28 protein-coding genes and 1 tRNA gene are annotated in these 26,410 nt (G+C 62.7%); 15 read left to right on the top strand and 14 right to left on the bottom strand.

Features of this window, described 5'->3' with window-relative positions:
• Window positions 1-20: 20 nt before the first annotated feature.
• The gene (gene acnA, locus DEJ54_RS04690; protein WP_113153542.1) at window positions 21-2,714 is read right to left on the bottom strand and encodes an aconitate hydratase AcnA; all 2,694 of its coding nucleotides are present in this window, start codon (window positions 2,712-2,714) and stop codon (window positions 21-23) included.
• Window positions 2,715-2,997: 283 nt separating this feature from the next.
• On the opposite strand from acnA, the gene ccmA reads away from it, so the two are divergent.
• The 6 genes from ccmA to DEJ54_RS04660 all read left to right on the top strand — a co-directional run bounded on the left by ccmA (window position 2,998) and on the right by DEJ54_RS04660 (window position 7,065).
• Entirely contained in the window at window positions 2,998-3,609 is a 612-nt protein-coding gene (gene ccmA, locus DEJ54_RS04685; RefSeq protein ID WP_113156085.1) for a heme ABC exporter ATP-binding protein CcmA, read from the top strand.
• A gap of 67 nt (window positions 3,610-3,676) precedes the next feature.
• Window positions 3,677-4,342, top strand: a complete 666-nt coding sequence (gene ccmB / locus DEJ54_RS04680; RefSeq protein ID WP_113153541.1) for a heme exporter protein CcmB — start codon at window positions 3,677-3,679, stop codon at window positions 4,340-4,342.
• A 43-nt stretch (window positions 4,343-4,385) separates the two neighbouring features.
• Entirely contained in the window at window positions 4,386-5,174 is a 789-nt protein-coding gene (locus DEJ54_RS04675; RefSeq protein ID WP_113153540.1) for a heme ABC transporter permease, read from the top strand.
• On the top strand, window positions 5,171-5,338 hold the full coding sequence (gene ccmD / locus DEJ54_RS04670) for a heme exporter protein CcmD (RefSeq protein WP_113153539.1): 168 nt from the start codon (window positions 5,171-5,173) through the stop codon (window positions 5,336-5,338). Before DEJ54_RS04675 ends, ccmD begins: the two co-directional genes overlap by 4 nt.
• Window positions 5,335-5,919 carry a DsbE family thiol:disulfide interchange protein gene (locus DEJ54_RS04665; RefSeq protein WP_113153538.1) on the top strand — a complete coding sequence of 195 codons (585 nt, stop codon included), beginning with the start codon at window positions 5,335-5,337 and terminating at the stop codon, window positions 5,917-5,919. Before ccmD ends, DEJ54_RS04665 begins: the two co-directional genes overlap by 4 nt.
• Window positions 5,920-6,021: 102 nt before the next feature.
• Window positions 6,022-7,065, top strand: coding sequence for a DUF2332 domain-containing protein (locus DEJ54_RS04660; RefSeq protein ID WP_113153537.1), 1,044 nt, complete (start codon window positions 6,022-6,024; stop codon window positions 7,063-7,065).
• A gap of 68 nt (window positions 7,066-7,133) precedes the next feature.
• Here the strand turns inward: DEJ54_RS04660 and DEJ54_RS04655 are convergent, their stop codons facing one another.
• The 6 genes from DEJ54_RS04655 to DEJ54_RS04630 all read right to left on the bottom strand — a co-directional run bounded on the left by DEJ54_RS04655 (window position 7,134) and on the right by DEJ54_RS04630 (window position 15,753).
• Window positions 7,134-7,745, bottom strand: a complete 612-nt coding sequence (locus DEJ54_RS04655; protein ID WP_113153536.1) for a LysE family translocator — start codon at window positions 7,743-7,745, stop codon at window positions 7,134-7,136.
• Between the two features lie 4 nt (window positions 7,746-7,749).
• Entirely contained in the window at window positions 7,750-8,361 is a 612-nt protein-coding gene (locus DEJ54_RS04650) for a LysE family translocator (RefSeq protein ID WP_113153535.1), read from the bottom strand.
• A 433-nt stretch (window positions 8,362-8,794) separates the two neighbouring features.
• Window positions 8,795-10,618, bottom strand: coding sequence for a translational GTPase TypA (typA, locus tag DEJ54_RS04645; protein WP_113153534.1), 1,824 nt, complete (start codon window positions 10,616-10,618; stop codon window positions 8,795-8,797).
• Window positions 10,619-10,861: 243 nt separating this feature from the next.
• Complete coding sequence (locus tag DEJ54_RS04640) at window positions 10,862-11,758, bottom strand: MBL fold metallo-hydrolase (protein ID WP_113156084.1); 897 nt, start codon at window positions 11,756-11,758, stop codon at window positions 10,862-10,864.
• 233 nt (window positions 11,759-11,991) lie between these two features.
• On the bottom strand, window positions 11,992-13,560 hold the full coding sequence (locus DEJ54_RS04635; RefSeq protein WP_113153533.1) for an alkaline phosphatase: 1,569 nt from the start codon (window positions 13,558-13,560) through the stop codon (window positions 11,992-11,994).
• A 138-nt stretch (window positions 13,561-13,698) separates the two neighbouring features.
• Window positions 13,699-15,753 (bottom strand): M3 family metallopeptidase, encoded by a 2,055-nt coding sequence (locus DEJ54_RS04630; protein WP_113153532.1) that lies wholly within the window; start codon window positions 15,751-15,753, stop codon window positions 13,699-13,701.
• 143 nt (window positions 15,754-15,896) lie between these two features.
• Here DEJ54_RS04630 and DEJ54_RS04625 point away from each other — a divergent pair, with 143 nt between their 5' ends.
• Window positions 15,897-16,376, top strand: a complete 480-nt coding sequence (locus tag DEJ54_RS04625; RefSeq protein ID WP_113153531.1) for a MarR family winged helix-turn-helix transcriptional regulator — start codon at window positions 15,897-15,899, stop codon at window positions 16,374-16,376.
• Complete coding sequence (locus tag DEJ54_RS04620; RefSeq protein WP_113153530.1) at window positions 16,373-17,638, top strand: multidrug effflux MFS transporter; 1,266 nt, start codon at window positions 16,373-16,375, stop codon at window positions 17,636-17,638. Before DEJ54_RS04625 ends, DEJ54_RS04620 begins: the two co-directional genes overlap by 4 nt.
• 63 nt (window positions 17,639-17,701) lie before the next feature.
• Here DEJ54_RS04620 and DEJ54_RS04615 read toward each other — a convergent pair whose 3' ends face one another.
• From DEJ54_RS04615 to DEJ54_RS04605, 3 genes are all read right to left on the bottom strand, one after another.
• The gene (locus DEJ54_RS04615; protein WP_113153529.1) at window positions 17,702-18,346 is read right to left on the bottom strand and encodes a carbonic anhydrase; all 645 of its coding nucleotides are present in this window, start codon (window positions 18,344-18,346) and stop codon (window positions 17,702-17,704) included.
• Window positions 18,347-18,419: 73 nt separating this feature from the next.
• Window positions 18,420-19,298 (bottom strand): pyridoxal kinase PdxY, encoded by an 879-nt coding sequence (gene pdxY, locus DEJ54_RS04610; protein ID WP_113153528.1) that lies wholly within the window; start codon window positions 19,296-19,298, stop codon window positions 18,420-18,422.
• 8 nt (window positions 19,299-19,306) lie between these two features.
• Entirely contained in the window at window positions 19,307-19,600 is a 294-nt protein-coding gene (locus tag DEJ54_RS04605; protein ID WP_222474045.1) for a hypothetical protein, read from the bottom strand.
• A 184-nt stretch (window positions 19,601-19,784) separates the two neighbouring features.
• Between DEJ54_RS04605 and DEJ54_RS04600 the strand changes: the two genes are divergently transcribed.
• The 5 genes from DEJ54_RS04600 to ppa all read left to right on the top strand — a co-directional run bounded on the left by DEJ54_RS04600 (window position 19,785) and on the right by ppa (window position 23,254).
• Entirely contained in the window at window positions 19,785-20,423 is a 639-nt protein-coding gene (locus tag DEJ54_RS04600) for a LemA family protein (RefSeq protein WP_113153527.1), read from the top strand.
• A 13-nt stretch (window positions 20,424-20,436) separates the two neighbouring features.
• On the top strand, window positions 20,437-21,276 hold the full coding sequence (locus DEJ54_RS04595; protein WP_113153526.1) for a YgcG family protein: 840 nt from the start codon (window positions 20,437-20,439) through the stop codon (window positions 21,274-21,276).
• 1 nt (window position 21,277) lies between these two features.
• Entirely contained in the window at window positions 21,278-21,922 is a 645-nt protein-coding gene (locus tag DEJ54_RS04590; protein ID WP_113153525.1) for a TPM domain-containing protein, read from the top strand.
• Between the two features lie 87 nt (window positions 21,923-22,009).
• A complete protein-coding gene (locus DEJ54_RS04585) occupies window positions 22,010-22,516 on the top strand; it encodes a GNAT family N-acetyltransferase (protein WP_113153524.1) in 507 nt (168 codons plus the stop codon).
• A 204-nt stretch (window positions 22,517-22,720) separates the two neighbouring features.
• Complete coding sequence (gene ppa, locus DEJ54_RS04580) at window positions 22,721-23,254, top strand: inorganic diphosphatase (RefSeq protein WP_113153523.1); 534 nt, start codon at window positions 22,721-22,723, stop codon at window positions 23,252-23,254.
• Between the two features lie 134 nt (window positions 23,255-23,388).
• On the opposite strand, the gene DEJ54_RS04575 is transcribed toward ppa, so the two are convergent.
• The 3 genes from DEJ54_RS04575 to DEJ54_RS04565 all read right to left on the bottom strand — a co-directional run bounded on the left by DEJ54_RS04575 (window position 23,389) and on the right by DEJ54_RS04565 (window position 24,694).
• Window positions 23,389-24,003, bottom strand: a complete 615-nt coding sequence (locus DEJ54_RS04575) for a hypothetical protein (RefSeq protein WP_113153522.1) — start codon at window positions 24,001-24,003, stop codon at window positions 23,389-23,391.
• Window positions 24,004-24,073: 70 nt separating this feature from the next.
• Window positions 24,074-24,400 (bottom strand): DUF167 family protein, encoded by a 327-nt coding sequence (locus DEJ54_RS04570; protein ID WP_113153521.1) that lies wholly within the window; start codon window positions 24,398-24,400, stop codon window positions 24,074-24,076.
• A 3-nt stretch (window positions 24,401-24,403) separates the two neighbouring features.
• Entirely contained in the window at window positions 24,404-24,694 is a 291-nt protein-coding gene (locus DEJ54_RS04565) for a YggT family protein (protein ID WP_113156082.1), read from the bottom strand.
• Window positions 24,695-24,910: 216 nt separating this feature from the next.
• Between DEJ54_RS04565 and DEJ54_RS04560 the strand changes: the two genes are divergently transcribed.
• Window positions 24,911-24,986: transfer RNA gene (locus DEJ54_RS04560), tRNA-Ala, on the top strand.
• A 179-nt stretch (window positions 24,987-25,165) separates the two neighbouring features.
• Window positions 25,166-25,999, top strand: coding sequence for a lytic transglycosylase domain-containing protein (locus tag DEJ54_RS04555; RefSeq protein WP_113156081.1), 834 nt, complete (start codon window positions 25,166-25,168; stop codon window positions 25,997-25,999).
• An 83-nt stretch (window positions 26,000-26,082) separates the two neighbouring features.
• Here DEJ54_RS04555 and DEJ54_RS04550 read toward each other — a convergent pair whose 3' ends face one another.
• Window positions 26,083-26,328, bottom strand: a complete 246-nt coding sequence (locus DEJ54_RS04550) for a hypothetical protein (RefSeq protein WP_113153520.1) — start codon at window positions 26,326-26,328, stop codon at window positions 26,083-26,085.
• Window positions 26,329-26,410 lie beyond the last annotated feature (82 nt).

Here is a 26,410-nt window from a genome sequence, read left to right as displayed (position 1 = left end):
AGGCAGGTGGCAGACCTGGATTATGCAGCCAGGTCGCGCAGCACGTACTGCAGGATGCCGCCATTCTTGAAGTACTCGAGCTCGTCGAGCGTATCGATGCGGCAGAGCAGCGGAACCTCTTTCACCGAACCATCGGCAAAGGTGACCTTGGCGTTGACCTTGGCGCGGGGCTTGAGCGTCTCAAGACCCTCGATGCTCACCGTCTCGTCGCCCTTCAGGCCAAGCTTCTCCCAGCTCGTTTCTTCAGCGAAGACGAACGGGATGACGCCCATGCCCACCAGGTTGGAGCGGTGGATGCGCTCGTAGCTCTCTGCGATCACGGCGCGGACGCCGAGCAGGTTCGTGCCCTTGGCAGCCCAGTCGCGCGAGGAGCCATTGCCGTATTCGCCACCGGCGAACACCACCAGCGGAACACCTTCCTTGCGGTATTCCATGGCTGCGTCGTAGATCGACATCTCTTCCTTGGAAGGATAGTGGATCGTGTAGCCGCCCTCGGTGCCGTTCTCGCCCAGCATGTGGTTGCGGATGCGGATGTTGGCGAAGGTGCCGCGCATCATGACTTCATGGTTGCCGCGACGCGTGCCGTACTGGTTGAAGTCGACAACGCCCACGCCATTGTCCATCAGGTATTTGCCGGCAGGCGACTGTGCCTTGATGGAACCGGCCGGGGAGATGTGGTCGGTGGTGATCTTGTCGCCGAACAGGCCGAGAATGCGCGCACCCTCGATGTCCGTCACCTTGCCGGTCGACTTGGTCATGCCGGCGAAGTAGGGCGGGTTCTGAACATAGGTCGACGTGTCGTCCCATGCGTAGGTCTCGCCTTCCGGCACCTGCACGGCCTGCCAGTTCTCGTCGCCCTTGAAGACCTCTGCGTACTTCTTCTCGAACAGGTCGCGGGTGACGTTCTTCTGGATGAACTCCTGGATCTCCTGGTTGGAGGGCCAGATGTCCTTCAGGAAGACGTCATTGCCGTCCTTGTCCTGACCGATCGGCTCCTTCGTCAGGTCCTTGGTCACCGAGCCGGCGAGCGCATAGGCGACGACCAGCGGCGGCGAAGCCAGGTAGTTGGCCTGCACGTCAGGCGAAATACGGCCTTCGAAGTTGCGGTTGCCGGAGAGAACGCCGGCAGCGATCAGGCCCTTGTCGTTGATGGTCTTGGAAACCGGGGCCGGAAGCGGGCCGGAGTTGCCGATGCAGGTCGTGCAGCCGAAGCCGACGAGGTTGAAGCCGATCTGGTCGAGCTCCTTCTGCAGGCCGGCATTCTCCAGATACTCGGCAACCACCTGCGAGCCGGGAGCGAGCGACGTCTTAACCCAGGGCTTCTGCTTGAGGCCCAGGCGGTTGGCGTTGCGGGCCAGAAGGCCGGCGCCGATCAGCACGCTCGGGTTCGAGGTGTTGGTGCAGGAGGTGATGGCGGCAATCGCCACGTCACCATGGCCGAGGTCGTAATCCTCGCCTTCAACCTGCCAGCGCTGTTCCAGCGTGGACGGGTCTTTCTTGTATTCCTTCTCGAGCGATTCGGCGAAGCCGGATGCGATGTTCTCGAGCGGAATGCGGCCTTCCGGACGCTTCGGGCCTGCCATGGACGGCACGACTTCGCCGAGGTCGAGCTCGAGCGTGTCGGTAAACACCGGATACTCGGTGCCCGTCTCGCGGAACATGCCCTGCGCCTTGGAGTATGCTTCCACGAGCGCGATGCGCTCCTTGGAGCGGCCGGAGACGTTGAGGTAGTTCAGCGTTTCCGAATCAACCGGGAAGAAGCCGCAGGTCGCGCCGTATTCCGGGCCCATATTGCCGATGGTCGCGGCGTCCGCCAGCGTGAGGTGGTCGAGGCCTTCGCCGAAGAACTCGACGAACTTGCCGACAACGCCCTTCTTGCGGAGCATCTGCACGACGGTCAGCACCAGGTCGGTTGCCGTCACGCCTTCTTTCAGCTTGCCGGTCAGCTTGAAGCCGATGACTTCCGGCAGGAGCATGGAGACCGGCTGGCCGAGCATGGCCGCCTCTGCCTCGATGCCGCCCACGCCCCAGCCGAGGACGCCCAGGCCGTTGATCATCGTGGTGTGCGAATCGGTGCCCACGCAGGTGTCCGGATAGGCAATCGTCTTGCCGTCCTCTTCCTTCGTCCAGACGGTCTGGCCGAGATATTCGAGGTTCACCTGGTGGCAGATGCCGGTGCCGGGCGGAACGACGCGGAAGTTCTTGAACGCGTTCTGACCCCATTTGAGGAAGCGGTAACGCTCGCCATTGCGCGCATACTCGAGTTCCACGTTGCGGTCGAATGCCTTCGGCGTGCCGAACTCGTCGACGATGACCGAGTGGTCGATGACCAGATCGACGGGCACCAGCGGGTTGATCTTCTGCGGGTCGCCGCCGAGCGACACCATGGCGTCGCGCATGGCTGCCAGATCGACCACGGCGGGAACGCCGGTGAAGTCCTGCATCAGCACGCGGGCCGGACGGTAGGCGATCTCGTGGCCGGCCGTGCCGCGGTCGTCGAGCCATGCTGCGACTGCTTCGATGTCGGACTTGGTGACCGAGCGTCCGTCCTCGTTGCGCAGCAGGTTCTCGAGCAGCACCTTCATCGAGAAGGGCAGGCGGGAAATGCCTTCAAGCCCGTTCTTTTCGGCCTCTTTGAGGTCGAAATAAACATACTCTGCATCCCCAACCTGGAGGGTGCGGCGGCAATTGAAACTGTCAAGTGATTTGGTCACGGGCGATCCTATCCTGTTCTGCTATCCGAAACGGGAACGGACTCCTCGAGGCATCACGCGCAAAAGGTGCGGGTACGGTCATTTCCGCTGTCCGCCCCCAAGCGTCCCGGCCGTTCAAGGCGGCGCGCGCGCGGGGTATCGGCACAAAGAGTTACACGCCGACCGCTGGCGTGGTTGAGGCGGATATAGAGAATTTTGTAGAAGAGTTCTAGAGTGGGAAACGGCAAATCTGCCGCGTCGTGAAAAAATCAGGAATACACCCTTGCCGAAGGATGAAGACATGATGCGGCTCGCCGCCGAAAACGTGAGTGGCGAGCGGGGCGGTGAAACCGTGTTCTCCGGCATATCCTTCGTGCTCGAAGCCGGCGAGGCGCTGACGGTGACCGGGCCGAACGGCGCGGGAAAGTCGACATTGCTCCGGGTGCTCTGCGGCCTTTTGCCCATGGCGGAGGGCGTGGTGTCGTTTTCCGGCGGTGGCGACGAATTTCCCGACGCAGGGGCTGCCTGCCACTATCTCGGTCACCGCAATGCAATGAAGGCGGAACTTGGTGTCGAAGAGAATCTGCGCTTCTGGCAGGACTTTCTGGGGCATCCGCATCTTTCGCCCTTCGAAGCGCTGGAAATGGTCGGGCTCGGTGATATCGGCCATCTGCCCTTCGGCTATCTCTCCACCGGCCAGCGCCGGCGCGCCTCCATTGCCCGGCTTCTCGTCAGCTACCGGCCGGTCTGGCTTCTGGATGAACCCACTTCCGGCCTCGACAAGGCGTCCGAAGCCCAATTTGCCGAACTGATGGGCGTGCATCTGGAAGATGGCGGGCTGATCGTGGCCGCCACCCATCTGCCGCTCGGCTTGACCGGCGCGCGCGAATTGCGCATGGGGCAGGTTCAGGCATGAGGACGTTTGACGGTGCGCGGCTGTCAGGCGCTCTCGGCCCCACACCCGGTCAGGAGCTTTTCCAGTCATGCTAGCGCTTTTCCGCCGCGAGCTGCAGATCGGCGTGCGCACCGGAAACGGCGCGCTCACCGGTGTCCTGTTCTTCCTCGCCGTGGTGGCCGTCATCCCCTTCGGCGTGGGACCGGACCTCAACCTTCTGGCGCGGATCGGCCCGGCCATCCTGTGGATCGGCGCGCTGCTTGCGGGCCTGCTCGGGCTTGAGCGCCTGTTCCAGGCTGATCGCGAAGACGGCTCGCTTGATCTCATGCTTCTCGCCGACAACCGCCACATGACGGCGCTGACCGTGTTCGTGAAGTGCCTCGCGCACTGGACGGTGAACGTCCTGCCGCTGGTGGTGGTGACGCCGCTGCTCGGCCTCTTCATGAATGTCGAACCGGTGGGCATTCTGGCTGCGACCGCGACGCTGGCCGTCGGCACGCCTGCCATCACCTTCATCGGCGCGGTGGGCGCGGCCCTTGCCGTGGCGCTGCCACGGGGCGGGCTTCTGGTCTCGGTTCTGGTTCTGCCGCTCACCATCCCGGTTCTGATCTTCGGCGTGGCGGCGGCGCGCGGCGCGGTTGCCGATCCGGACCCGTTTTTGCCGCCCTTCCTCATTCTTGCCGCGCTGATGCTGTTTTTTGCGGTCATCGGGCCGCTGGCCGCCTCGCTCGCACTGCGGTGGGGCGGCGATTGATGTGCGGCAATCGATTCGATTGCGGAACAGGACACTCGACGCTATGGGTTCAGGCATGACAAACGCCACCCCGCAAGCCTCCACGCTCTCCGGTCGCCTGACGGCGCTCGCCAATCCCACGCGCTTTCTCGCGCTGGCAGACACGCTCGTGCCCTGGCTTGGCGGCACGGCGCTGGCGGTGCTTGCGGCAGGCTTCTACATGGCCTTCACCGCGCCCGAGGATTATCAGCAGGGCATCACGGTGCGGATCATGTACATCCATGTGCCATTCGCCTGGCTCGCCATGTTCTGCTACTCGCTCATGGCGGCGTCTGCGCTTGGCACGCTTGTGTGGAAGCATCCGCTCGCGGATGTGGCGCTCAAGTCCGCCGCTCCCATCGGCGCGGCCTTCACCGCGCTGGCGCTGTTCACCGGCTCCGTCTGGGGCAAGCCCATGTGGGGCACCTGGTGGGTCTGGGACGCGCGGCTGACCTCCGTTTTCATCCTGTTCCTGATGTATCTCGGCATCATCGCCCTGACGCGGGCGATGGACGATCCCGGCCGTTCGGCGCGGGCCGCGGCGATCCTCACGCTTGTCGGCTTCGTCAACATCCCGATCATCAAGTTCTCGGTGGACTGGTGGAACACGCTGCATCAGCCGGCATCCGTGTTCCGTCTCGATGGTCCCACCATCCACACATCGCTTCTTTGGCCGCTGCTCGTCTGCGCGCTTGGTTTCACGCTCGTGCTTCTCACGCTTCACCTGATGGCCATGCGTGCGGAGATCTGGCGTCGGCGTGTGATCGCCATGCGCAGGCTTTCGGCGCGCGCGGCAGAAAGGGCAGCGCGATGACCCACGCAGGTTATGTGTTCGCCGCTTATGGTATTTCGGCACTGGTGATTGCGGGGCTCTGCCTCTGGATCCTGATCGATCAGGCAGGCCGCAAGCGCGAACTCAAGGAACTCGAAGAGCGCGGCGTTCGCCGCCGCTCCGAGCGCAAGGCAGAGAAGAAATGAGCGTTACCGGCGAAAAGTCCAACCGTTCGCGGCGGTTGCTGTTTCTGCTGCCGCTTCTGGTCTTCCTGGCGCTGGCCGCCGTTTTCCTCATGCAGCTTTTTTCCGGGCGGGACACCTCGCTCGTGCCTTCGGCGCTGATCGGCCGTGATGCGCCGCAGACGGATCTGCCGCCGCTTGAGGGCATGTCCCTGCCGGGACTTTCCTCTAACGCCTTTGCAGGCAAGATCACGCTGGTGAATGTCTGGGGCTCCTGGTGCCTGCCCTGCCGGCAGGAGCATCCGCTGTTGATGGAGCTGGCCAGAGACGGGCGTTTCGTCATCGCCGGTTTGAACTACAAGGACAAGCCGGAAAACGCCCGCCGCTTTCTCGGTGATCTCGGCAATCCCTATGATGCAATCGGCGTGGACCAGAATGGCCGCGCGGCCATCGACTGGGGTGTCTATGGCGTGCCGGAAACCTTTCTCGTCGGGCCGGAAGGCAGGATCCGCTACAAGCATGTCGGCCCCTTCACGCCCGAAAGCGTGCAGAACGACCTGATGCCCGAGATCGAAAAGCTTCTGGCGGAGCGCCCGGCAGGCTGATTTTTCTGAGCCAGTCGGCTGGTCCAGAAAAAATGCTGCGCTGCAACAAAACTCTCGGACGACGCATGCTAGCCTCTCCTTCAAACTTTGAAGGAGAACTGCATGGAAAGCCGGATCAGCGCACATTTCGAAAAGCAGGCCGAGGCCTGCGACCGTATGGGCTCCCCCTTCACCGCCCAGCTGTGCCGGCTCCTGCCTGAAATTCTGGATCGCAACACGAGAACCGGCGCGCGCGTGCTCGACTGGTCCGGAGCGCCCGGCGAAGATGCGCTGGCGCTGCGGCTTTGCGGCGGGCTTCATGCGCTGGTTCTGGCGGGAGAGGACGCGGAGTTAGCCGGCGTCTATCCACCCGGAACGGCCTCGCGTGATGCCGTTGGCGCGGCTGTCGCCGGCACCATTGCGCGCCATGATGCACGGCTCTGCGCCACTCTGGACAGCGCGCCGCAGACCAATGAGATCGCCCGCTCGGCCATGCTCCTGCCGGGTTTCCTAACGATTGCCCGCGAAACCGGCCTTCCGCTTGACCTTCGTGAGATCGGATCAAGCGCGGGTCTGAACCTTCTGTTCGACCGGTTCCACTATCGTTACGGCGAGGACATCTGGGGCGATGCCGCCTCACCGGTAAAGCTCGCGCCGGAAGTGCGGGGCGCTGCGCCCGACCTTTCCGGCAGGCTTGAAATCGCCTCGCGCGAGGGCAGTGACATCGCCCCCATCGATGTTGCGCTGGAGAGCGAGCGCCTGCGTCTCACCTCCTATGTCTGGGCCGATCAGGCGGCGCGGCTCGAACGTCTTGTCGCGGCGATCAGCCTTGCGGATGGCGCTTCTCTCTCGCTGGAAAAGGCGGATGCGGCCGATTTTGTCGAGGCGGCGCTTGCCATGCGCGAACCCGACCGGGTGCTGGTGCTGTTTCACTCGATCATGTGGCAATATCTGCCGTTCGAAACGCAGTCCCGCATCGAGGGCGCGCTGGAAAAAGCGGGGCACGCCGGCGGGGCGCCCATCGCCTGGCTGCGCATGGAGCCGTCCGACATGAAGGAGCCCTTCGCGCGCGTTTCGCTCACCCTGTGGCCGGAAGGAACGCGCCGCGATCTGGCGCGCTGCGACTTCCATGGCCGCTGGATCGAGTGGATTGGCGCTGACGTCTAGGGTCCTGACCCTAGAACGGTTCACCGTTGCAGGGAAACGCGGCCCTGAATGTCTGAGCGCCGAACGCCCTACCGCGCCGCGATGGCTGCTGCTGCACTTGCCATCAGCGATGCGCTTGTACGGTTGGCGATGCGCATGGCGCGCGGGCTCCTGAGCAGCTTTCGGGCCTGCGCCGCCGCGACGATCCAGCCCGCGTCCACCACCAGCAGCACGAGCAGCATGGTCAGTGTCAGCTCTGCCCAGCCCATCAGGGTCACCGAAGCCAGATCAATGATCGTGGGCAGCAGCGAGACGTAGAACATCATGATCTTGGGGTTGCCAAGTGTGACCGCCAGACCGGCGAAGAACAGCCGCCCGCCCGATTGCGCGTCGGGCACGGCGTCGTCCGGGTTCGTCACCGGCGCGGTCCACATTTTCCATGCGAGATAAAGCAGATAGGCCACGCCCGCATATTTGATGACCGAGAACACCAGATGGAAGCTTTCGGCGAGAACCGCGAGGCCGAAAATCGCGAAGGAAAGCCACACCGCTTCGCCGATCCACATCGCCACCATGAAGGGCAGGACATCGCCCCAGCCGCGCGTGATCACACGGGCCACGAGGGCGGCGATGCTGGGGCCGGGCGTGCCGGCAGCAACCAGAAGCGCGCCGGCGAAGATGACGAGAGCGGAGAGTTCCATCTGTCTACCTTGTCGAAAGGGCGAGTCGCAGTCCCAGCGCCGCAAAGGCTGCCGCGAAGGAGCGGCGCAGCCATTTCATGATCGTCGGGCTCGACAGAACCCTGCCGCGCACCAGCGACGCCATCTGCCCATAGAGCACGAAGACCACGAAGGTCATGACCATGAAGACAAAGCCGAGCCACGCCATGTCGAGCGCGGGAAGGGTGCTTTCAGCAGGGATGAACTGGGGCAGGAACGCCAGAAAGAAGATCGACAGTTTCGGGTTCAGAATGTTGATGAGAAAACCGCGCCGGATGATGGCGCGATGTGCAATCGCCGTGCGGTCTGGCTCTGCATCAAGCATGCCGTTTTCCTTCAGCGCGCCCCATGCCATCCAGAGCAGGTAGAGCACGCCGGCGAATTTGACGATCTGGAAAAGCATGGCGCTGGCATGCAGCAGCGCGGCGATGCCGAGAATTGCGGCTGCGATGTGCGGCAGGATGCCGAGCGTGCAACCAAACGCCGCCGAAACCGAAGCGGGGCTGCCTCGACCAAGCGCAATCGCCAGCGTGTAAATCACGCCGGTGCCGGGAATCAGCACAACGACAAGCGCCGTGAGCAGGAATGCCGGATCCATCTGAAACGTCCTCCACAACCTTGTGGCGATTAGCGCGGGATGTTCGGGTGCTGTCAACCCGGCTGCGAAAGGCTGCTGCCATGGGAGGTGGTGTGAAGGGGAGTGCAACGTCTCAGTCCGCGCCAGGCGCCCTCGCCCTTCGACAGGCTCAGGATGAGGGTTATTGGGACGCATGTAAAAACGGGCCTGGCGGATGCTTCAGCTGCCCATGCTGCAGCCTGATGGGATGCCGGTCACACAGCCACAGCCACTGGATTGGCACCCGACGCCTCAACAACCCTCATCCTGAGCTTGTCGAAGGGCGAGGGTGCCTGGCGCGGCGTTGAAGCCGGCTCCATCCTGCAGCGCCCAGCAGCCATCATAAACCGGAAAAGCATCATCCAGATGCAATTGAGCCCGCAAGTAGATGCGGGCTCAATATTGGGTTCAGACCTCAAGCCGCGCCGGCGCGGCTTTTCTCGAAGCGCTTGCGCTCGTGCGGGTCCAGGTAAAGCTTGCGCAGGCGGATCGACTTCGGCGTCACTTCCACCAGCTCATCGTCCTGAATCCAGGAAAGCGCGCGCTCCAGCGTCATGCGGATCGGCGGGGTCAGCTTCACGGCTTCGTCCTTGCCGGAGGCGCGGACGTTGGTGAGCTTCTTGCCCTTCAGCACGTTCACTTCCAGATCGTTGTCGCGGGAGTGAATGCCGATGATCATGCCCTGATAGACCTTCACGCCGGCGTCGATCACCATCGGGCCGCGGTCTTCCAGGTTGAACAGCGCGTAGGCTGCCGCCTCGCCGTCATCGTTGGAGATGAGCACGCCGTTGATGCGGCCGCCGATCTCGCCCTTGTAGGGCTGATAATCGTGGAACAGCCGGTTCATGATGGCCGTGCCGCGCGTGTCGGTCAGGAGCTCCGACTGGTAGCCGATCAGGCCGCGCGTCGGCGCGTGGAAGACAAGGCGCTGGCGGTCGCCGCCGGAGGGGCGCAGCTCGATCATCTCGGCTTTGCGCTCCGACATCTTCTGCACGACGATGCCGGAATGCTCCTCGTCCACGTCGATCACGACTTCTTCGATTGGCTCGAGAAGATTGCCGTTCTCGTCCTTCTGCATCACCACGCGCGGGCGCGAAACGGCAAGCTCGAAGCCCTCGCGGCGCATGGTCTCGATCAGAACGGCAAGCTGAAGTTCGCCACGGCCGGAGACGTAGAAGGAATCCTTGTCGTCGGCTTCCTCGATCTTCAGCGCGACATTGCCCTCGGCCTCCTTCAGGAGGCGGTCGCGGATCACGCGGCTCGTCACCTTGTCGCCCTCGGTGCCGGCCAGCGGCGAGTCGTTGACGATGAAGCTCATGGTCACCGTCGGCGGATCGATGGGCTGTGCCTCCATCGGCTGGTTGACGGAGGGATCGCAGAACGTGTCGGCCACCGTGCCCTTGGAGAGGCCGGCAATGGCGACGATATCGCCTGCCTGCGCTTCCTCGATGGGCTGGCGCTCGAGCCCGCGGAAGGCGAGGATCTTGGAAATACGGCCGGTCTCAAGCAGCGTGCCGTCGTGATGCAGCACCTTCACCGCCTGGTTCGGCTTGATGGAGCCGGCTGCCACGCGGCCGGTGATGATGCGGCCGAGGAACGGGTTGGCTTCCAGGATCGTGCCGATCATGCGGAACGGACCGGGCTCCGTGCTTGGCTCCGGCACATGCTTCAGCACCAGATCGAAGAGCGGGGTGAGGCCCTCATCCTTCGGACCTTCCGGGCTGTAGTTCATCCAGCCATCGCGGCCCGAACCGTAAAGGATCGGGAAGTCGAGCTGCTCGTCGGTGGCGTCGAGTGCTGCGAACAGGTCGAACACCTCGTTGATCACCTCGTCGGCGCGTGCGTCCGGGCGGTCGATCTTGTTGATGGCGACGATCGGCTTCAGGCCAACCTTCAGCGCCTTGCCGACAACGAACTTGGTCTGCGGCATCGGGCCTTCGGCCGCGTCCACCAGAAGAACTGCGCCATCCACCATGGAGAGGATGCGCTCCACCTCACCACCAAAGTCGGCGTGTCCGGGCGTATCGACGATGTTGATGCGGGTGTCGTTCCATTCCACCGAGGTGGCCTTGGCGAGAATGGTGATGCCGCGTTCTTTTTCGATCTCGTTGGAGTCCATGACGCGTTCGGCGACGCGCTGGTTCTCGCGGAACGCGCCGGACTGCTTCATAAGCTCGTCGACGAGTGTCGTTTTCCCATGGTCAACGTGGGCGATAATCGCAATGTTGCGCAGTTTCATATGTGCTCTTTGGGGTCGGTAGGCGCGCGAAAGGCAAGGCGCGGCCCTGTTGCGTTGCCGCGCTCTTACAGGTTTTTTCGCAATTGCGAAAGTCCGCAGTGCCCGTTGTCGACCCCGGGACCGCTCAAATCATTGTTTTTGCGCAATTCCGGACGGAAAACCGGTTCCCGCTTTTCCTGGAATTGTCTAGCGCATCGGCCCGAAAATCGGGATCGATTTTCGGAAAGCACGATGCACGGCGCTCTAGCCCCAGGAAGCGCCTTCAAGCGCGTTGAGCGGAAACTTCAGATAGCGCTCGCCATTGGCTTCCGGCGCGGGAAGCTGGCCCGCATTCATGTTCACCTGAAGCGCATGCAGAATGAGCTTCGGCATGGGCAGCGTCCTGTCGCGCGCCTCGCGCACGGCAACGAATTCCGCCTCTGTCGCGCATTTCGACATGTGGCTGTTGGTGGCCTTCTGCTCGGCAACCGTGCTTTCGAAGCGCGGCTCGCGTCCGCCCGGCTGATAGTCATGGCCGACGAAGATGCGCGTTTCGTCCGGCAGGTTGAGAATGTCCTGAATGGACTTCCAGAGCCGCTCCGCGCTGCCGCCGGGAAAGTCGCAGCGCGCCGTGCCGGAATCGGGCATGAACAGCGTGTCGTGCACGAAGGCCGCCTCGCCGATCACATAGGTGATCGAGGCCAGCGTGTGCCCGGGCGAGAACATGACCTTTGCCGGCAAAGAGCCGATCGTGAAAGTCTCGCCGTCGGAAAATAGCCTGTCCCACTGCGATCCGTCTGCCTGGAACTCCGGCCAGTTGTAGATGCCTTTCCAGAGCTTCTGCACCTCGACCACCTTCTCGCCGATGGCGATCGGCTTTCCGGTTCTGGTTTTCAGATAGCTCGCGGCTGAAAAATGATCGGCGTGGGGATGGGTATCGAGAATCCACTCGAGCTCGAGCCCCTTCTCCTCGATGAAGGCGAGGAGCCGGTCGGCATTTTCCGTGGAGGTTGCGCCGGATTTCTCGTCGAAATCGAGAACGGGATCGATGATCGCGCATTTGCCGGTCGCCGGATCTGCGACGACATACTGTGCCGAGAAGGTGCGCCTGTCGAAGAAGACGGTCACGTCGGGCCGGGCAGGACCTGCGTCTGCGGTCATTTCGGCTCCCTGGGGCGCGCCTGTCTGATGCATCTTGCTCTCCACGGTTTTCGACAGCTTTCCAAGTTTAGTTAGTGTGCGTTGCGGAAAGATGCAATTTCGCAGACTGCGACCAATTGGGCATGATTTTCTAAGAGTAACCGGATTACCTCCAGTCATTTGCGTGGCACATGCCTCGCGCGAAACAAAAAACCGGGGCGCAAAGGCCCCGGTTCGAGTGCATGCGCTCAGTGTCAGGCCGAGCGCACGGGATCGAGCGTCATTGTGTAGAGCTCGTTGTCATCGCGATCCATAAGGCGCACCGTCATCTGCTGGGTGTCGGCGTCGATGTCGACCAGGCCGAAGAACTGGAAGCCGTCCGAAGGCGGCAGGTTTACGCCCTGCTCCTTGCTCGGCGCCTTCACATATTTCAGTTCCGGGCCGAAGGTCTGGTCCAGATCGTTGGGGCCGAACGTGCCGGCGTGCAGCGGGCCGGACACGAATTCCCAGAACGGGTTGAAGTCCTGGAACTGCGCCTTGTCGGGATTGTAGTAGTGGGCAGCCGTGTAGTGCACGTCGGCGGTCAGCCACACCGTGTTCTCGATGCCCGCATTCTTGATGAAGCGCAGCAGCTCGGCGATTTCCAGCTCGCGGCCCTTGGCAGCGCCATCGTCGCCATTGGCAATCGCCTCGATCTTCTCGCCGTCACGCACCACAAGGCCGATCGGCATGTCGCAGGCGATCACCTTCCAGGTGGCGCGCGAGTTCGAGAGTTCGCGCTTCAGCCACTGCATCTGCGCATCGCCCAGAATGCGGGCCTCATCGCTCAGCTCATCCTGCATGGAAGCGGTGTTGGGGCCGCGATAGGAGCGCAGGTCGAGGAAGAACACGTCGAGCATCGGCCCGTAGGCGATCTTGCGGTAGACGCGGCCGGGCTCTGCCGGGGTGAAGCGGATCGGCGACATCTCGTGGAACGCGCGGGCAGCGCGCGCCTGCAGAAGCGCCACCGATTTCTCGGTGTAGCGGTCGTCTTCGGTGAGGTCCTTGGAGGCCGACCAGTTGTTGACCACTTCATGGTCATCCCACTGGAAGAAGGTCGGGCACACGGCGTTCAGCGCGCGCACATGGTCGTCCATCATGTTGTACTTCCACTGGCCGCGGAACTCGTCCAGCGTTTCAGCGACCTTGCGCTTCTCGTCGATCACCACCTTGTTGACCCATTTGGAGCCGTCCTTCAGCTCCACCTCGTCCTGGATCGCGCCGTCGGCATAGATCGTGTCGCCGGAATGCAGGAAGAAGTCGGGCTCGTGCTTCGACATGGTGGCATAGGTCTTCATGCCGGTCTCATCGATGCCCCAGCCCTGGCCGGCGGTGTCGCCCGACCAGGCGAAACGGATGTCGCGACGTGCAGAGGGCGCGGTGCGGAAGCGTCCGACAATCGGCTCCGAGCGCGCCGAAACGTCGGAGAGATCAACGGCGGTCATGCGGTAGAAAATATCCTGATCGGGCGTCAGGTTCTCCAGCAGCCTTTTCACGGCGAGATCGCTGTCGGGCAGGGCGTCGAGGCTCGGCAGCCGGGTCGGGTTGGCGAAGCTCTCGGTGGTCGAGACTTCAAACTCCACCCGCGCCGGGCGATCCGTGCGGGTCCAGATCATGCCGGTCGTGGTGTCCACGTCGCCGGACTGGACGCCATGGGTGAAGACGGGGCGCGACGAGGCGCGCGAAATGGCGGGCATGGCCAGCCCGCCAAGCGTGGTCGCAAGTGCGGTTGCGCCGCTTCCGATCAGGAATTTGCGGCGGGTGCTCACTCCAAAGGACTTCATGACAGTCTCCCTCGATCTGGTTGGGTCGTGGGAGGCAATTTCACCGTTTAGTGTGGCAACCGGTTATCGGCGGCGTGACATCTATCTGACCATTGAATGACGGCCCGCAGGCAGGCCGTCATCGTCAGGTTTCCGGCCCTAGGCGAGCCCCTTCTTTTCCATCATGGCTTCCGGCGTCGGCATGCGCCCGCGGAACGCCTTGTAAAGCTCTTCGGGATCAGCCGACCCGCCGGCCGCATAGATGTGCCGGAGCAGTTTCTTCGCGGTTTCCGGATCGAACGGATCGCCCGTTTCCTCGAAGGCGCGGAAGGCGTCTGCGTCGAGCACTTCCGACCACATATAGGAATAATAGCCGGCTGAATAACCATCGCCCGCAAACACATGCAGGAAATGCGGCGTGCGGTGGCGCATCACGATGGCGTCCGGCATTTCCATCTGTTTCAGCGTTTCCGCCTCGAAGCTGAGCGGCGCTTCGGGTGCTTCGGCCTGGCTGTGGAACGCCATGTCCATCAGCGCCGAGGCGGTGAACTCCACCGTTGCAAAGCCGGCGTCGAAGGTGCGCGCCGCGCGCATCTTCTCAAGCAGTTCCTGCGGCATGGGCTGGCCGGTTTCGTGATGCAGGGCGAATTTCTGCAGCACCTCCGGCACGGTGAACCAGTGCTCATAGAGCTGCGAGGGCAGCTCCACGAAGTCGCGGGAAACCGAGGTGCCGGAAATCGACGGCCAGGTCACGTCGCTCAGAAGCCCGTGCAGCGCATGGCCGAATTCGTGAAACAATGTGCGTGCTTCATCGACCGAGAGAAGGGCAGGGGTGCCCTTGGGCGGCTTTGCGAAGTTCATCACATTGTAGATGATCGGCGTCTTGCCGGCGCCCAGCCGGTAGCCCGACTGCAACCCGCTCATCCATGCGCCGGAGCGCTTGGACGGGCGATTGAAATAGTCGGCCAGGAACAGGCCGCGTTGCGAGCCGTCGGCATTGCGCACGATGAAGGTGCGCACGTCTTCATGCCAGGCCGGAACGCCCTTCTGCTCCTCGAAGGTCAGGCCGAACAGCCGGTTGGCGACGTCGAAGGAGGCGGCGATCACGTTTTCGAGTGCGAGATAGGGTTTCAGCGCGCTTTCATCGAAGGCGAAGCGCTTGGCGCGCCGCTTCTCCGCATAATAGCGCCAGTCCCAGGGGGCGATGGCGTGGTTCTGGCCGTCTTCGGCTGCCAGCCTCGCCAGTTCCTTTTCGTCTTCGGCGGCTTTCTCGCGCGCCTTTCGCCAGACCGGCTGCAAAAGCTCCTGCACGGCCTCCGGCGTTTTCGCCATCGTGTCGTCCAGCTTCAGCGCGGCATAGGTTTCATAGCCGAGCAATCGCGCCTTTTCTGCGCGAAGCTTCAGCGTGCTCGCAATAATGTCGGCGTTGTCCGTGTCGCCGCCATTCTCGCCGCGTTTGGCGAATGCGTTGAACACCTTCTCGCGCAGGTCGCGCCGTTCGGAGGAGGCAAGGAACGGTTCCACGATGGAGCGTGAGAGCGTTGCCGCATAGCGCCCCTTCTCGCCGCGCGCTTCGGCGGCTTCCGCCATCGCGCTCTTCAGCGCGTCGGAGAGCCCGGCCAGGTCGTTTTCCTCCAGAAACAGTGACCAGCCGCTTTCGTCTGCAAGCACGTTCTGGCCAAATTTCGCGCCAAGCCCGGCCAGTTCCTCATTGATCACGGCAAGCCGCGCCTTGTCGTCTGCGTCGAGCTGTGCGCCACCGCGCACAAAGCGCTTCCAGACCTTTTCAAGAACGCGGTCGGTCTCTGCATCAAGGTCGAGCGTGTCGCGCGCCTGATAAAGCCGGTCGATGCGCTCAAACAGCGCCGCGTTCATGAGAACGGACGAGATGTGCCGGGCCATGCGCGGCGAGATTTCCCGTTCCAGCGCCTGGATCGCCTCATTGGTGTGCGCGCCCGCACGGCACCAGAAGATGGCCGAGACCCGCGAGAGCGCTTCACCGGCGAGTTCCATCGCCGCCAGCGTGTTCTCGATGTCCGGCGCGTCCGGATTGTTGGCGATCTGCTCGATCTCCGCCTCATGGGCAGCGATGGCTACCTCGAAAGCGGGCGCAAACGCGGCATCGTCGAATGCGGTGAAATCCGGCAGGCCGTGCGGCCCGGTCCAGTTCGTCAGCGGGTGCGTTGCAAGATCGATGGGAGCGGATTTCTGCATGGCGTTTCCGGTTCGTTGGAGGAACAGAGCCCTTGCGATGTAAGCGCTGGCGGCTGGCGGCGCAATGGCCGGAGTTGACGATGATAGGGACTGACTATATGTATGGCTTATATTAAGTTTGCCTTATAATAAGGGTCTTTTTGATGACGCAGCACGTGAATCCGGAATCGTTCGGTTTCCTCATCGCAGACGTTTATCGTCTGATCAAAAGTACGATGGATCGGGCAATTTCCAATGCCGGTATCGGCGTGACGCCCGGTGAGGCGCGCACGCTGGTTCATGCCGCGCGCGCCGGCGCAGTTCGCCAGAATGTTCTCGCCGAGCGCATGGGCGTCGAGGCGATGACGCTGAGCGGCTATCTCGACCGGCTTGAGGCGCGCGATCTCGTGCGCCGTGCGAACGACCCGTCCGACCGCCGGGCAAAGCTCGTCGAGTTGACGGACAAGGCCGATGGAGTGCTTGAGGCCATTGGCCGGGTGGGCACCGAGATGCGGCGCAGCGCTGCCGGCACGCTCAGCGAAACTGAGTGGGACGAAATGCTCGAGAAACTGAAAGTGGTGCGGGCCAATCTGGCGGGCCTGTCGCAAAAGCCTGCCGCGCCACGGCAGGGGGAGCCTTTATGAACATGCGCGCAGAAGCACCGGATGCCGAAACCCCGCCACCGCCGCTGATGAGCGAACGGCGGGTCAGCATCATCGGTGCGCTGCTGGTGGCGCTCGGGCCCGTTTCGATGGCGCTTTTCACGCCGGCGCTGCCGGAGATCGTCGAGGCTTTCGGCACCACGGAAGCGGCGGTCAAGATGACCATCTCGCTATACTTTGCCGGCTTTGCAGTGGCGCAGCTGTTCTGCGGCCCCCTGTCGGATGGCCTCGGGCGCAAGCCCGTCACCTTCGCCTTCATCGCGATCTATGTGGTGGCGAGCTTCATTGCGCTGATCTCACCCAACATTGAAACGCTGATCGCCGCCCGCTTTCTACAGGGCTTTGGCGCGGCCGTCGGCGTGGCCGTTTCACGCGCCATCGTGCGCGATCTTTTCACGAATGAAAGTTCCGCCCGGATCATGAACCTGGTCGGCATCATTCTTGCCGTGGGGCCGGCCTTCGCGCCGACACTCGGCGGTCTGACGATGCAGGTAGCTGGCTGGCACGCCATCTTCATTCTCATGCTGGTGGCGGGACTGGTGATCGCGCTCATCATCCATTTCTGTATGCGCGAGACCGTCGAGCGCGATCTCTCGCGCATCAGCCCGAAGGCGCTGGTCCACTCCTATGGCCTGCTTCTGAGCAATGGCTACTTCATGCTGTCGAGCTTCGTCATCGCCGGTGCGGTCGGCGCGCTCTATACGCAGGCAACCGTTCTGCCTTTCATTCTGATGGACAATGTCGGCATGACACCCGCCGAGTTTGGCCTCGGCATGCTGGCGCAATCGGGCATGTATTTCGTCGGCGCTGTCGCCGCGCGGCAGTTGATGAAGTCGCTCGGCGCTTACAGGCTCGTGCCCATCGGCCTCACGGCCATCGGTGTGGGCAGCCTGCTTCTGGTGTTTGCGCTCACCCTGTTCGAGCCCAGCTTCATCGGCGTGATGGGGCCGGTCGGCGTTTATGCCTTCGGCATCGCTTTCGTGATGCCGGCCATGATGACGGCGGGCCTTGCCCCATTCCCCCGCATTGCGGGCTCCGCATCGTCGCTGACGGGCTTTCTTCAGATGACCACAGGGCTCGCCGGCGGAACCATCGCCGCACTCATCGGCGATCCCGTTCTGGCCATGGTGCTCATCATCCCGACGCTTGGAACGGTGGCAATCGTTTCATGGATCATCTGGAACAGGCTGCCGGAGCCAACGCTGGCAACGGCTTTGCGGCATGGCCCGACAGGCCCCGTCTGATACGGGGCCATCGCGCTTCGCTTTTGGTGAAAAGTCAGGCGATCCCGCCTGACAGCATCGGGTCTACTCGAAGTCCGGCCGTTCGAAATCGCCGGTCTTGGGGTCCATCACCCACAGCTCGCCGCTCGAAATGTCGAACCACGCGCCGTGCAGGGTGAGCCTGCCCTTGTCTTCGAGGATTTTTACGCAGGGAAAGCTGCGCAGGTTTTCCACCTGGTAGCGGATCGAGATGCGTTCAAGCGCGGTCTGGCGCTCGGCCTTTGTCATCATCTCGTTCTCGGCCAGGGCTTCTGCGGCCGGCTTGACCAGCCCCATCCATTTGCCAATGAAGTCGCCGGGCGAAAGCGGCTCGGCCGAGCGGTTCAGCGCTGCGCCAATGCCGCCGCAGCGTCCATGCCCCATCACGACGATGTGCTTCACCTTGAGGCTCTGCACCGCGAATTCCAGGGCTGCGGACGTGCCGTGATGCTGCCCGTCCGGCGCATAGGGCGGCACGAGGTTGGCCACGTTGCGCACGACGAAAAGCTCGCCGGGGCCGCAGTCGAAAATCGTTTCCGGCGCCGCGCGTGAATCACAGCAGGCGATGACCATGGTTTTCGGGGATTGGCCATCCTTGGCCAATGCGCGATAGCGATCGCTCTCGGAGCTGTAACGGCCCGCCATGAAGTTGCGGTAGCCGGCGATAAGACGGTCTGGCAGATGGGTCATGGAATTCCGAATAACGGTAAACCGTTCTTCGGGCAATCCGGTTTATGCGTTTGCCCGCAGGCTCAGACCGCCGTCATGCCTCCGCGGTTTCCGCCACATGCTCGATCTCGATGCTCATTTCCGGGCGCGTCAGGATCTGCCGGTCGGTTTCGAGCATCAGTTCGTTCGAGCCGCGTTCTGAGGCCTTGTTGAGGATCGCCACAACCGAGCCCGTCGTCTTCGCAAGTGCTTCTTCCCGCGTCTCGCCTGCGAGCAGCCGCGCAAGATAGAGCGCCGCCGTCAGGTCGCCCGTCCCGTTCGGCGCGCTTGGAATGCTGTCATGCACGGCGCGCAGAACGTCCGTCTCGCTCACCAGAAGATTGGCGAGCCGGTCGGGGCTGCTGGCCGGCGCTGACGTCACCATCACATCCGCCGGCGGGGCCTGCCGCGCCGCGCGAATGGCGCTTTCCGTGCCGGAAATCTCCATCCCCGTCAGCCACGCCAGCTCATAGCGGTTCGGCGTGGTGATGTCGGCCAGTGGCAGCAGCTGATCACGGATCGCCGTTGCCGTCGCCTCCGGCACGTAAAGCCCGCCCTTGTCGCCCAGAACGGGGTCGCAGACATAGCGCGCCTGCGGGTTATGTGCCTTCAGGGTTTTCACCAGCCCGGCAATCGCCGTCGCCTGTTCCGGCCCGCCCAGATAGCCTGTCAGCACGGCCGACACTTCACCCAGCCAGGGGGCGTTTTCCAGGTCGTGAATGAAGCGCGCGAACTGATCTGCTTCCGGCACGATGCGCGTCGCCGGCCCATGGCCGGGGTGCCAGGGCAGAATGACCGTCGGCACCGCCCAGACCGGAAAACCCAGTGCCTCAAGGGTGAAAACGGCCGCCCTGTTGCCAACGCTGCCGCGCGCCACATGGCTTGAAATGACGATAACGGCGCGCGCCTCGCCCCGGTTGTCCTGATTGGTCATGCTGTCCGTTATCCGCCGATTATGCCGAAGACGTAGAGGAGGAGCCAGAGGATCAGGGCCGTCAGCGTGGTCACGGCGATGGCCCTGCCGATGCGGGTGCCCCAGAGTTCAATCGGGTCGTTCTGCTCTGCATCGGTAGCCGCCACGTGATCGCGCACGCGCGTCATCATGGAGCTGCCTTCGCTCTCTCGGCCAACCCGGTCGAGAATCCGGCGCGACTCCGCTTCGGCTTCCTGATCCTGTTTGTTTCCCGACCCCATCTGAAAACCCGTTGCAGTGGATTTGCGATAACCGTACAGCATGGGCAGCCTGATCGGAATTGGTTTCCTGTCAGTGGCCCATGTTCTAGATCGCCGTGCGCCCATTCCGGCGCACAAAGGACGATCTAAGCGATTGATGGAGCATCGGAATAACCGAAAACCGGTTTCCACTTTTCGGTCCGATGCTCTAATGTTCCCAGAACCAATGTTTCGGAGGCGCTCCTTCATGCCGATTGCCAAGCCGCTCGCCGCTGTCTCTCAGCGCGGCCTTCTTTCTCTTCTGGCGCTCTTCGTGATGTTGCCGCTGCTTTCTGCCTGCGGGTTCAACACCATCCCCACCCGTGAGGAACAGGCCAAGGCCGCCTGGAGCGAAGTGCTGAACCAGTATCAGCGCCGCGCCGACCTCATCCCGAACCTGGTCGAAACGGTGAAGGGCTATGCCTCCCACGAGCGCGAGGTTCTGGAAGGCCTCGTCGAGGCGCGCGCAAAGGCCACCCAGGTTCAGGTGTCGACGGACATGCTCACCGACCCGGAAGCCTTCAAGGCGTTTCAGGAGAGCCAGGCCGGCCTGACCGGCGCGCTGTCGCGCCTTCTGGCTGTCGTCGAGAACTATCCGGATCTGAAGGCGAGCCAGAACTTCCTGGCGCTGCAGGCCCAGCTTGAGGGCACGGAAAACCGCATCGCCGTCGCCCGGCGCGACTATATCGAGGCGGTTCGCCTCTACAACACGTCACTGAAGACGCTGCCCTCCATGCTGTGGGCGATGTTCTGGTTCACGGGCAACGAGCCTTATGAGACCTTCACCATCTCGCAGGAGCAGATGGATGCGCCGTCGGTCAATTTCGGCACGAACAGCGGCGGCTGACGGAGACTGATCGATGGGGGAGGCAGTCCGGCGGTGTCCCGCCGCACGTGATCGCCAGCGCCTTTGGCTTGCCCTTGCGGCTGGTCTTGTCGCTCTGTTTCTGGCATCGACGCTGGCCGCTGCGGAACTGCCCCGGCTCACCGGGCGGGTGGTCGATGACGCCGGCATCCTCAATGCGGAAACCACGGCCCGCCTGACCGGAAAACTCGAAGCTTTCGAGCAGAAATCCTCCGACCAGATTGTCGTCGCCACCATTCGCAGCCTCGACGGCGAGGCGCTGGAGCCCTTCGCCAACCGTCTCTTCCGCGCATGGGGGCTGGGGCAGGCGGGTGAGGACAATGGCGTCCTGCTTCTGGTCGCGCTCGATGACCGCAAGATGCGGATCGAGGTCGGCTATGGTCTCGAAGGCACGCTGACCGACCTGCACTCCAAACTCATCATCGAAAACACGATGGTGCCGGCCTTCCGCGCTGGCGATTACGACGCCGGCATCGATGGCGCGGTGGATGACATCATCATGGTGCTGGAGGGCAATGCGGCGGAGCTCGAGGCCCGCGCCCGGCGCAGCCAGCAGCAAGATGACAGCATTCCCTGGCCGACGATCCTGTTCTTCATCGTCTGGGGCACCTTCTTCTTCGGCGGTTTCGCCATGGCGCTTCTGCCGCCCATCTTCGGGCGCAAGATCGGGCCGGGCCAGTATGAGTGGCTCGGCATGAAGGTGAATTACAAGAAGTCCAGCGGGCGCTCCGGACGCAGCTCCTCCGGCGGATGGTCTTCCGGCGGCAGCAGTGGCGGGGGCTTTTCCGGCGGCGGCGGTTCGTCCGGCGGCGGCGGTGCTTCGGGGAGCTGGTAGGATGTTGCGAAAGATCAGGACACTGACGGACGAAGAACACGCCCGCATCGCAAAGGCGATCCGTGACGCCGAGCGCAGCACTGCGGGCGAAATCTACTGCGTTCTCGCGCGGTCCAGCGATCCCTATCTCTATCCCGCGGGCCTCATCGTCGCGCTGGCAATCCTCATTCTCGGCCCGTTTCTGGCGCTGGCGCTCAGGCATTGGTGGATTTCCGTCGATCCCATGGTTTTCGCCGCTGCGCAGCTCGCAGCCTTTGCCGCGGCCGGCGCTCTTCTGATCGCTTTTCCGGGGCTGCGCGTTGCGCTTGTGCCCAAGGCGCTGAAATACCGGCGCGCCCACGAGAAAGCGCAGAACCAGTTTTTCGCCCACAACATCCATGTGACCGAGGGGCGGACCGGCATTCTGATTTTCGTTTCGCTGGCGGAACGCTACGTGGAAATCGTGGCTGACCGCGAGATCGACGCCTGTGTCGAACAGCGTGTCTGGAACGAGGGCGTCGCCATGATGCTGGAGCACGCGCGCCGCGGCACGCTGGCCGACGGGTTTGTCGAAACCGTTGGCTACGCCGGAGAGGTGCTTGCACAGCATTTCCCCGCCGGCCGGCTTAATCCCAATGAAATCGAAGACCGTTTGACGGAAATCTGAGCGCTTTCGGCTGCCTGTGCGCGACCGCAAAGATGAGCGCTCTAATGCTTGCGCATGTCGACCCGACGCAGCTATGGTTAAGAAACTATGAACACGCTGACGATCGACATCAGACGAGCAGAGCCGGAAGACGCCGAGGCGGTGGCCGCAGTCCACGATAGCGCGTGGCGCGGGGCCTATACCGGCATCATCCCCTATCAGGCGCTGGGGCGCATGATCGGTCGTCGTGGTCCGCGCTGGTGGGCCAATGCGATTCGTCGGTCCGCCACCGTTCTCGTCATCGAAATCGGCGGTGAGATTGCCGGCTACGCAACGCTCGGGCGCAACCGCGCCCGTGAGCTGGCGCAGGAAGGCGAGATCTACGAGCTCTACCTGCGGCCTGAATATCAGGGCGTCGGTCTTGGCACGCGGCTCTTCCAGGCCGCGCGCGACATGCTGTCGGCCCATGGTCTGAACGGTCTTGTCGTGTGGGCTCTGGAAGACAATGAGGCAGCGCTGGCGTTCTATGCCGGCGCCGGCGGGCGCGACATTGCCGAGGGCGTCGAGGTGTTTCACAGCCGGGCGCTGCGCAAGCTGGCCTTCGTCTGGGACTGAGCTTCGACCCTGCTGCGCATGTCTTTCCGGTCCGCGCGCGCACCATCAAAATTTCGCACTGCACCATTCGCTGCATTGCCATGCGGCCTGTGACGCGATAAAGCGGCAGCCATCCATTTCCGGGTTGCCTCGTCCGGTGGACCTTATCGGTCGCCGCGCCGGTCTCCGGCAGCCATCACCTGCCAGAACAAAGGTTGCTTCTCCATGCGCATAGACGCCATCTCCACCGGTGATAATCCGCCGGAAGACGTGAACGTCATCATCGAGGTCCCGGTCGGCGGTCAGCCGATCAAATACGAGATGGACAAGAATTCGGGAACGCTGGTCGTCGACCGCTTCCTCTACACGCCGATGACCTATCCGGGCAATTACGGCTTCGTGCCGCACACCCTGTCGGATGACGGCGACCCCATCGACGTTCTGGTCTGCAACACGCGCCAGCTCATTCCCGGCTGCGTCATCAATGTGCGCCCGATCGGCGTTCTGGTCATGGAAGACAATTCCGGACAGGACGAGAAGATCATCGCCGTGCCGTCGGCTCACCTGACGCGCCGCTACGAGAACGTGCACAACTACAAGGACCTGCCCGAGATCACCCTCCAGCAGATCCAGCACTTCTTCGAGCACTACAAGGATCTCGAGCCCGGCAAGTGGGTCAAGATCGGCGACTGGCTGGATGCCGGCGAAGCGCGCAGGCTGATTGTCGAGGCCATCGAGCGGGCCAAGACCAGCAAGTAAGCATGGCGCTGGCGGCGTCTGGATCGGCCTGCGTTCATCAGGGCGCACCACGGGCGATCCAGACGATCACCTGAGCCCAGACGATCAGCTAAGCATCGGACCGAAAGCCGGATTTCAGTTTTCGGTCCCGTGTTCTAGCCGCCGCCACCCGCGCTCATCGGGGCTGGCACCTCACCCGCGTCAACGACCGGCTGGTCGGCCCCGCAAGCAAAGTCATAGGCCTGCCGATCAGCAATGCGGCGGGCCTTTTCATTGGCGTTTTCGTTGCCTGTCGCAACCACATAGCCAACGACGCAGCCCTGCCGTTCCAGAAGCTGCCCGACCTTCTCCACCACCAGCACTTCGATCTTATCGCCGAAATCGTCATCCACGAACCAGCGATGGATCGTCGCGACGGGCCATTCGCGGTCGCCATCCTTCATGATGCGCCATTCGATGGTGGGGCCGGTGGAGTTGAAGGCGGAGAAGCTTTCCCACTCAGGCGCCAGATCGCCGGCCGGCGGGAAGCCATAGAACAGCGATTCCCGTGCATCACTGTAGTAGACAAGAACGGGATAGCCCTTCCAGCCCGAGCATACGAGGTTGATCCAGTCGCCCGGTTCGTCGCCGCCCGGCGCGGCAAAGGGCGCGCAGTTCTTTTCGGTGTTCAGCTCTGTATATGCGCTTTCAATGTCGACCGCTCGCGCCGTGCCGGCCATCGCCGCCATCGCAAGTCCCGCTATCGCAAGTCTGGTCAATGCCATTCTCATGGGCAGGCTCCTCTTCATAACCCCTCATCCCCCTTGGGGGCGGAGCATAGCCTGTTTCGACAGGGGAGCCTTATTTTTCTGCAGCGAAGCCTGAGAGCCGGTCGAGCACGTCCTTGTCGGTGTTCGCCACTGTCACGGTCTTGAGGCGCGAAGTGCTTCCGCCGGTCACCGAAACGCTGCCCGCCGGCACGCGAAGCTGCTTGGCGAGCAGTTTTTCAAGCGCGGCATTGGCCTTGCCGTTTTCCGGCACGGCGCGCACCCGCGCTTTCAGATGGCAGCGACCATCCGCCGTTTCCGCCGGGCCTTCAATGGCGTCGCGCGACGATTTCGGCGTCAGGCGCACAAACAGCACCAGCCCGTCATCGGCCTGTCGGCAGAAGGCGGGCAGTTCCGACATGGATCAGAGAAGCGCCGGGGCGACGGTGGTCAGGATGAACTGACGAATGAAGAACAGCGCCAGAAGCAGGATGATCGGCGAAATGTCGATGCCGCCGAGGTCCGGAAGGACCTTGCGGATGGGGCGCAGCGCCGGCTCCGTCACGCGGTAGAGAAAGTTGCCGATGGACCCGACGAACTGGTTGCGCGGGTTGACCACGTTAAAGGCATACAGCCAGGAAAAGATGGCGGAGGCGATGATCAGCCACCAATAGATGTCGAGCGCCATGATGATGGTCTGGATAAGCGCGAGCATGCCGGTCTCCTGGGCCGTGTTAAGCGCGGCACGCACAGGCGGTTCCTGCATTGCATGCCGGCAATTTTGCGACATGTAGCCATTGGCGGTGGATGCGGCAAGTCTGGAGGGAATTTTTGCACGGCGCAGGGTGCAGTTTCCATGCGCTCTCTTCTTGCGCGCGCACTTCTTGACAGGCCCGCTTCCGCATACCTAAATGCGTGCAATCGGTGGAACGGGGCTGTAGCTCAGATGGGAGAGCGCGTCGTTCGCAATGACGAGGTCAGGGGTTCGATTCCCCTCAGCTCCACCATGCCTCCTTCGGAATGATCGACGGCTTTTTGATGCGGCAAACGGCTCTTTGCCATTGCGGCTTCTCTCCTGCGGCTTGCCTGTCGTCGGGGCTGGCCCTAGGCTTCGGCGAGAGCGAAAGGGTGCCCGATGCAGCATGTCCGTTCCCGCTGGCAGATCTTGCATATTGCCATGCTCGTCATGCTTCTGCCGGGCCTTTCTTCCGTTCACGCAGAACAGGGCGACCAGAAGGCGGATGAAACGGAAAAGGCGACGCTCATCGCCTCCATCTGCCGGATCGTGGAGGCTGAGGCGCGGGACAACCGCATGGAGCCCGCCTTCCTTGCCCGGCTCCTCTGGAAGGAAAGTCGCTTCAATCCCAATGCCGTCAGCCCCAAGGGGGCGGAGGGTGTTGCGCAGTTCATGCCGGGCACGGCGGCGATGCGCGGGCTCGACGATGCATTTGATATTGAAAAGGCGATACCGGCCTCGGCTGCCTATCTGGCGGAGCTGAAAGAGAAGTACGGCAATCTTGGTCTCGCTGCTGCCGCTTACAATGCGGGAGAGGGGCGTGTCTCACGCTGGCTCTCGAAGGGCGGCTTCCTGCCGCTCGAAACCGAGAATTACGTCATGGCGATCCTGGGGGAGCCGGTCGATACGTTCTCCGAGCGCACGCGCGCTGCAAAGGTTCAGCCATTGCATCCCGACAAGCCGTTCGATGAGGCCTGTCTTGCTCTGCCTGTCTCCGCCCGCGCCGTCATGGCGATGGCCAGTGTTCACACCCAGCCCTGGGGCGTGCAGGTGGCGGGGCATTTTCGCCGCGATGTGGCGATAAGGCTTTGGCAGATGGTTCTGCGCCGGCATGCAGCGCTTCTGAAGGATTACGAGCCGGTCATAACCCGGGTGCGCTCGCCGCGCGGATGGCGCGGCATCTATGCGGTCCGCATCGGCGCTGACAGTCGGCCGGATGCGGTGCGTGTCTGTCGCCGTTTTCGCAGTGGCAGGCTGCCCTGTGTTGTATTGCGAAACAGGTAATCGCGTTTCGAAGTAGAGTTCTGCCTCATGCAGAGAAGGCCCGGATCGATGTCCGGGCCTTTCTTGCAATGTTCATTTGAACATTAGCTGTTGTCTACGATCGTACGATTTACGAGCACCGGACGGCCGTCGTCACCGACAACATAGATCTCGCGATATTCATTGCCGTTCGCGTTGAACTGGTGCTGAAGAACAGAACCGACCGGCGTTTTGCTCAGCGTCGACTGAGAAGGACCGTCATAGGTGATGCTTCCCTTGATCGGCTCAATGGCAAATGCCGGAGCTGCAATAAAGGTGGAAATAACGAGAGCGGAGAGAGCAGTTTTCATTTTCAGTACTCCAGTTAGCTATCAACAAGCGTTTCACATTTCCGTCAGGGAAGTGTGTTATTACTTCGAAGCCGAGGCGTCT

It is taken from the genome of Nitratireductor sp. OM-1, from assembly GCF_003296175.1.
GTDB lineage: Bacteria > Pseudomonadota > Alphaproteobacteria > Rhizobiales > Rhizobiaceae > Nitratireductor > Nitratireductor aquimarinus.
Note: the sequence above shows the minus strand (reverse complement) of the source record. Positions and strands in the feature narration are given on the sequence as shown.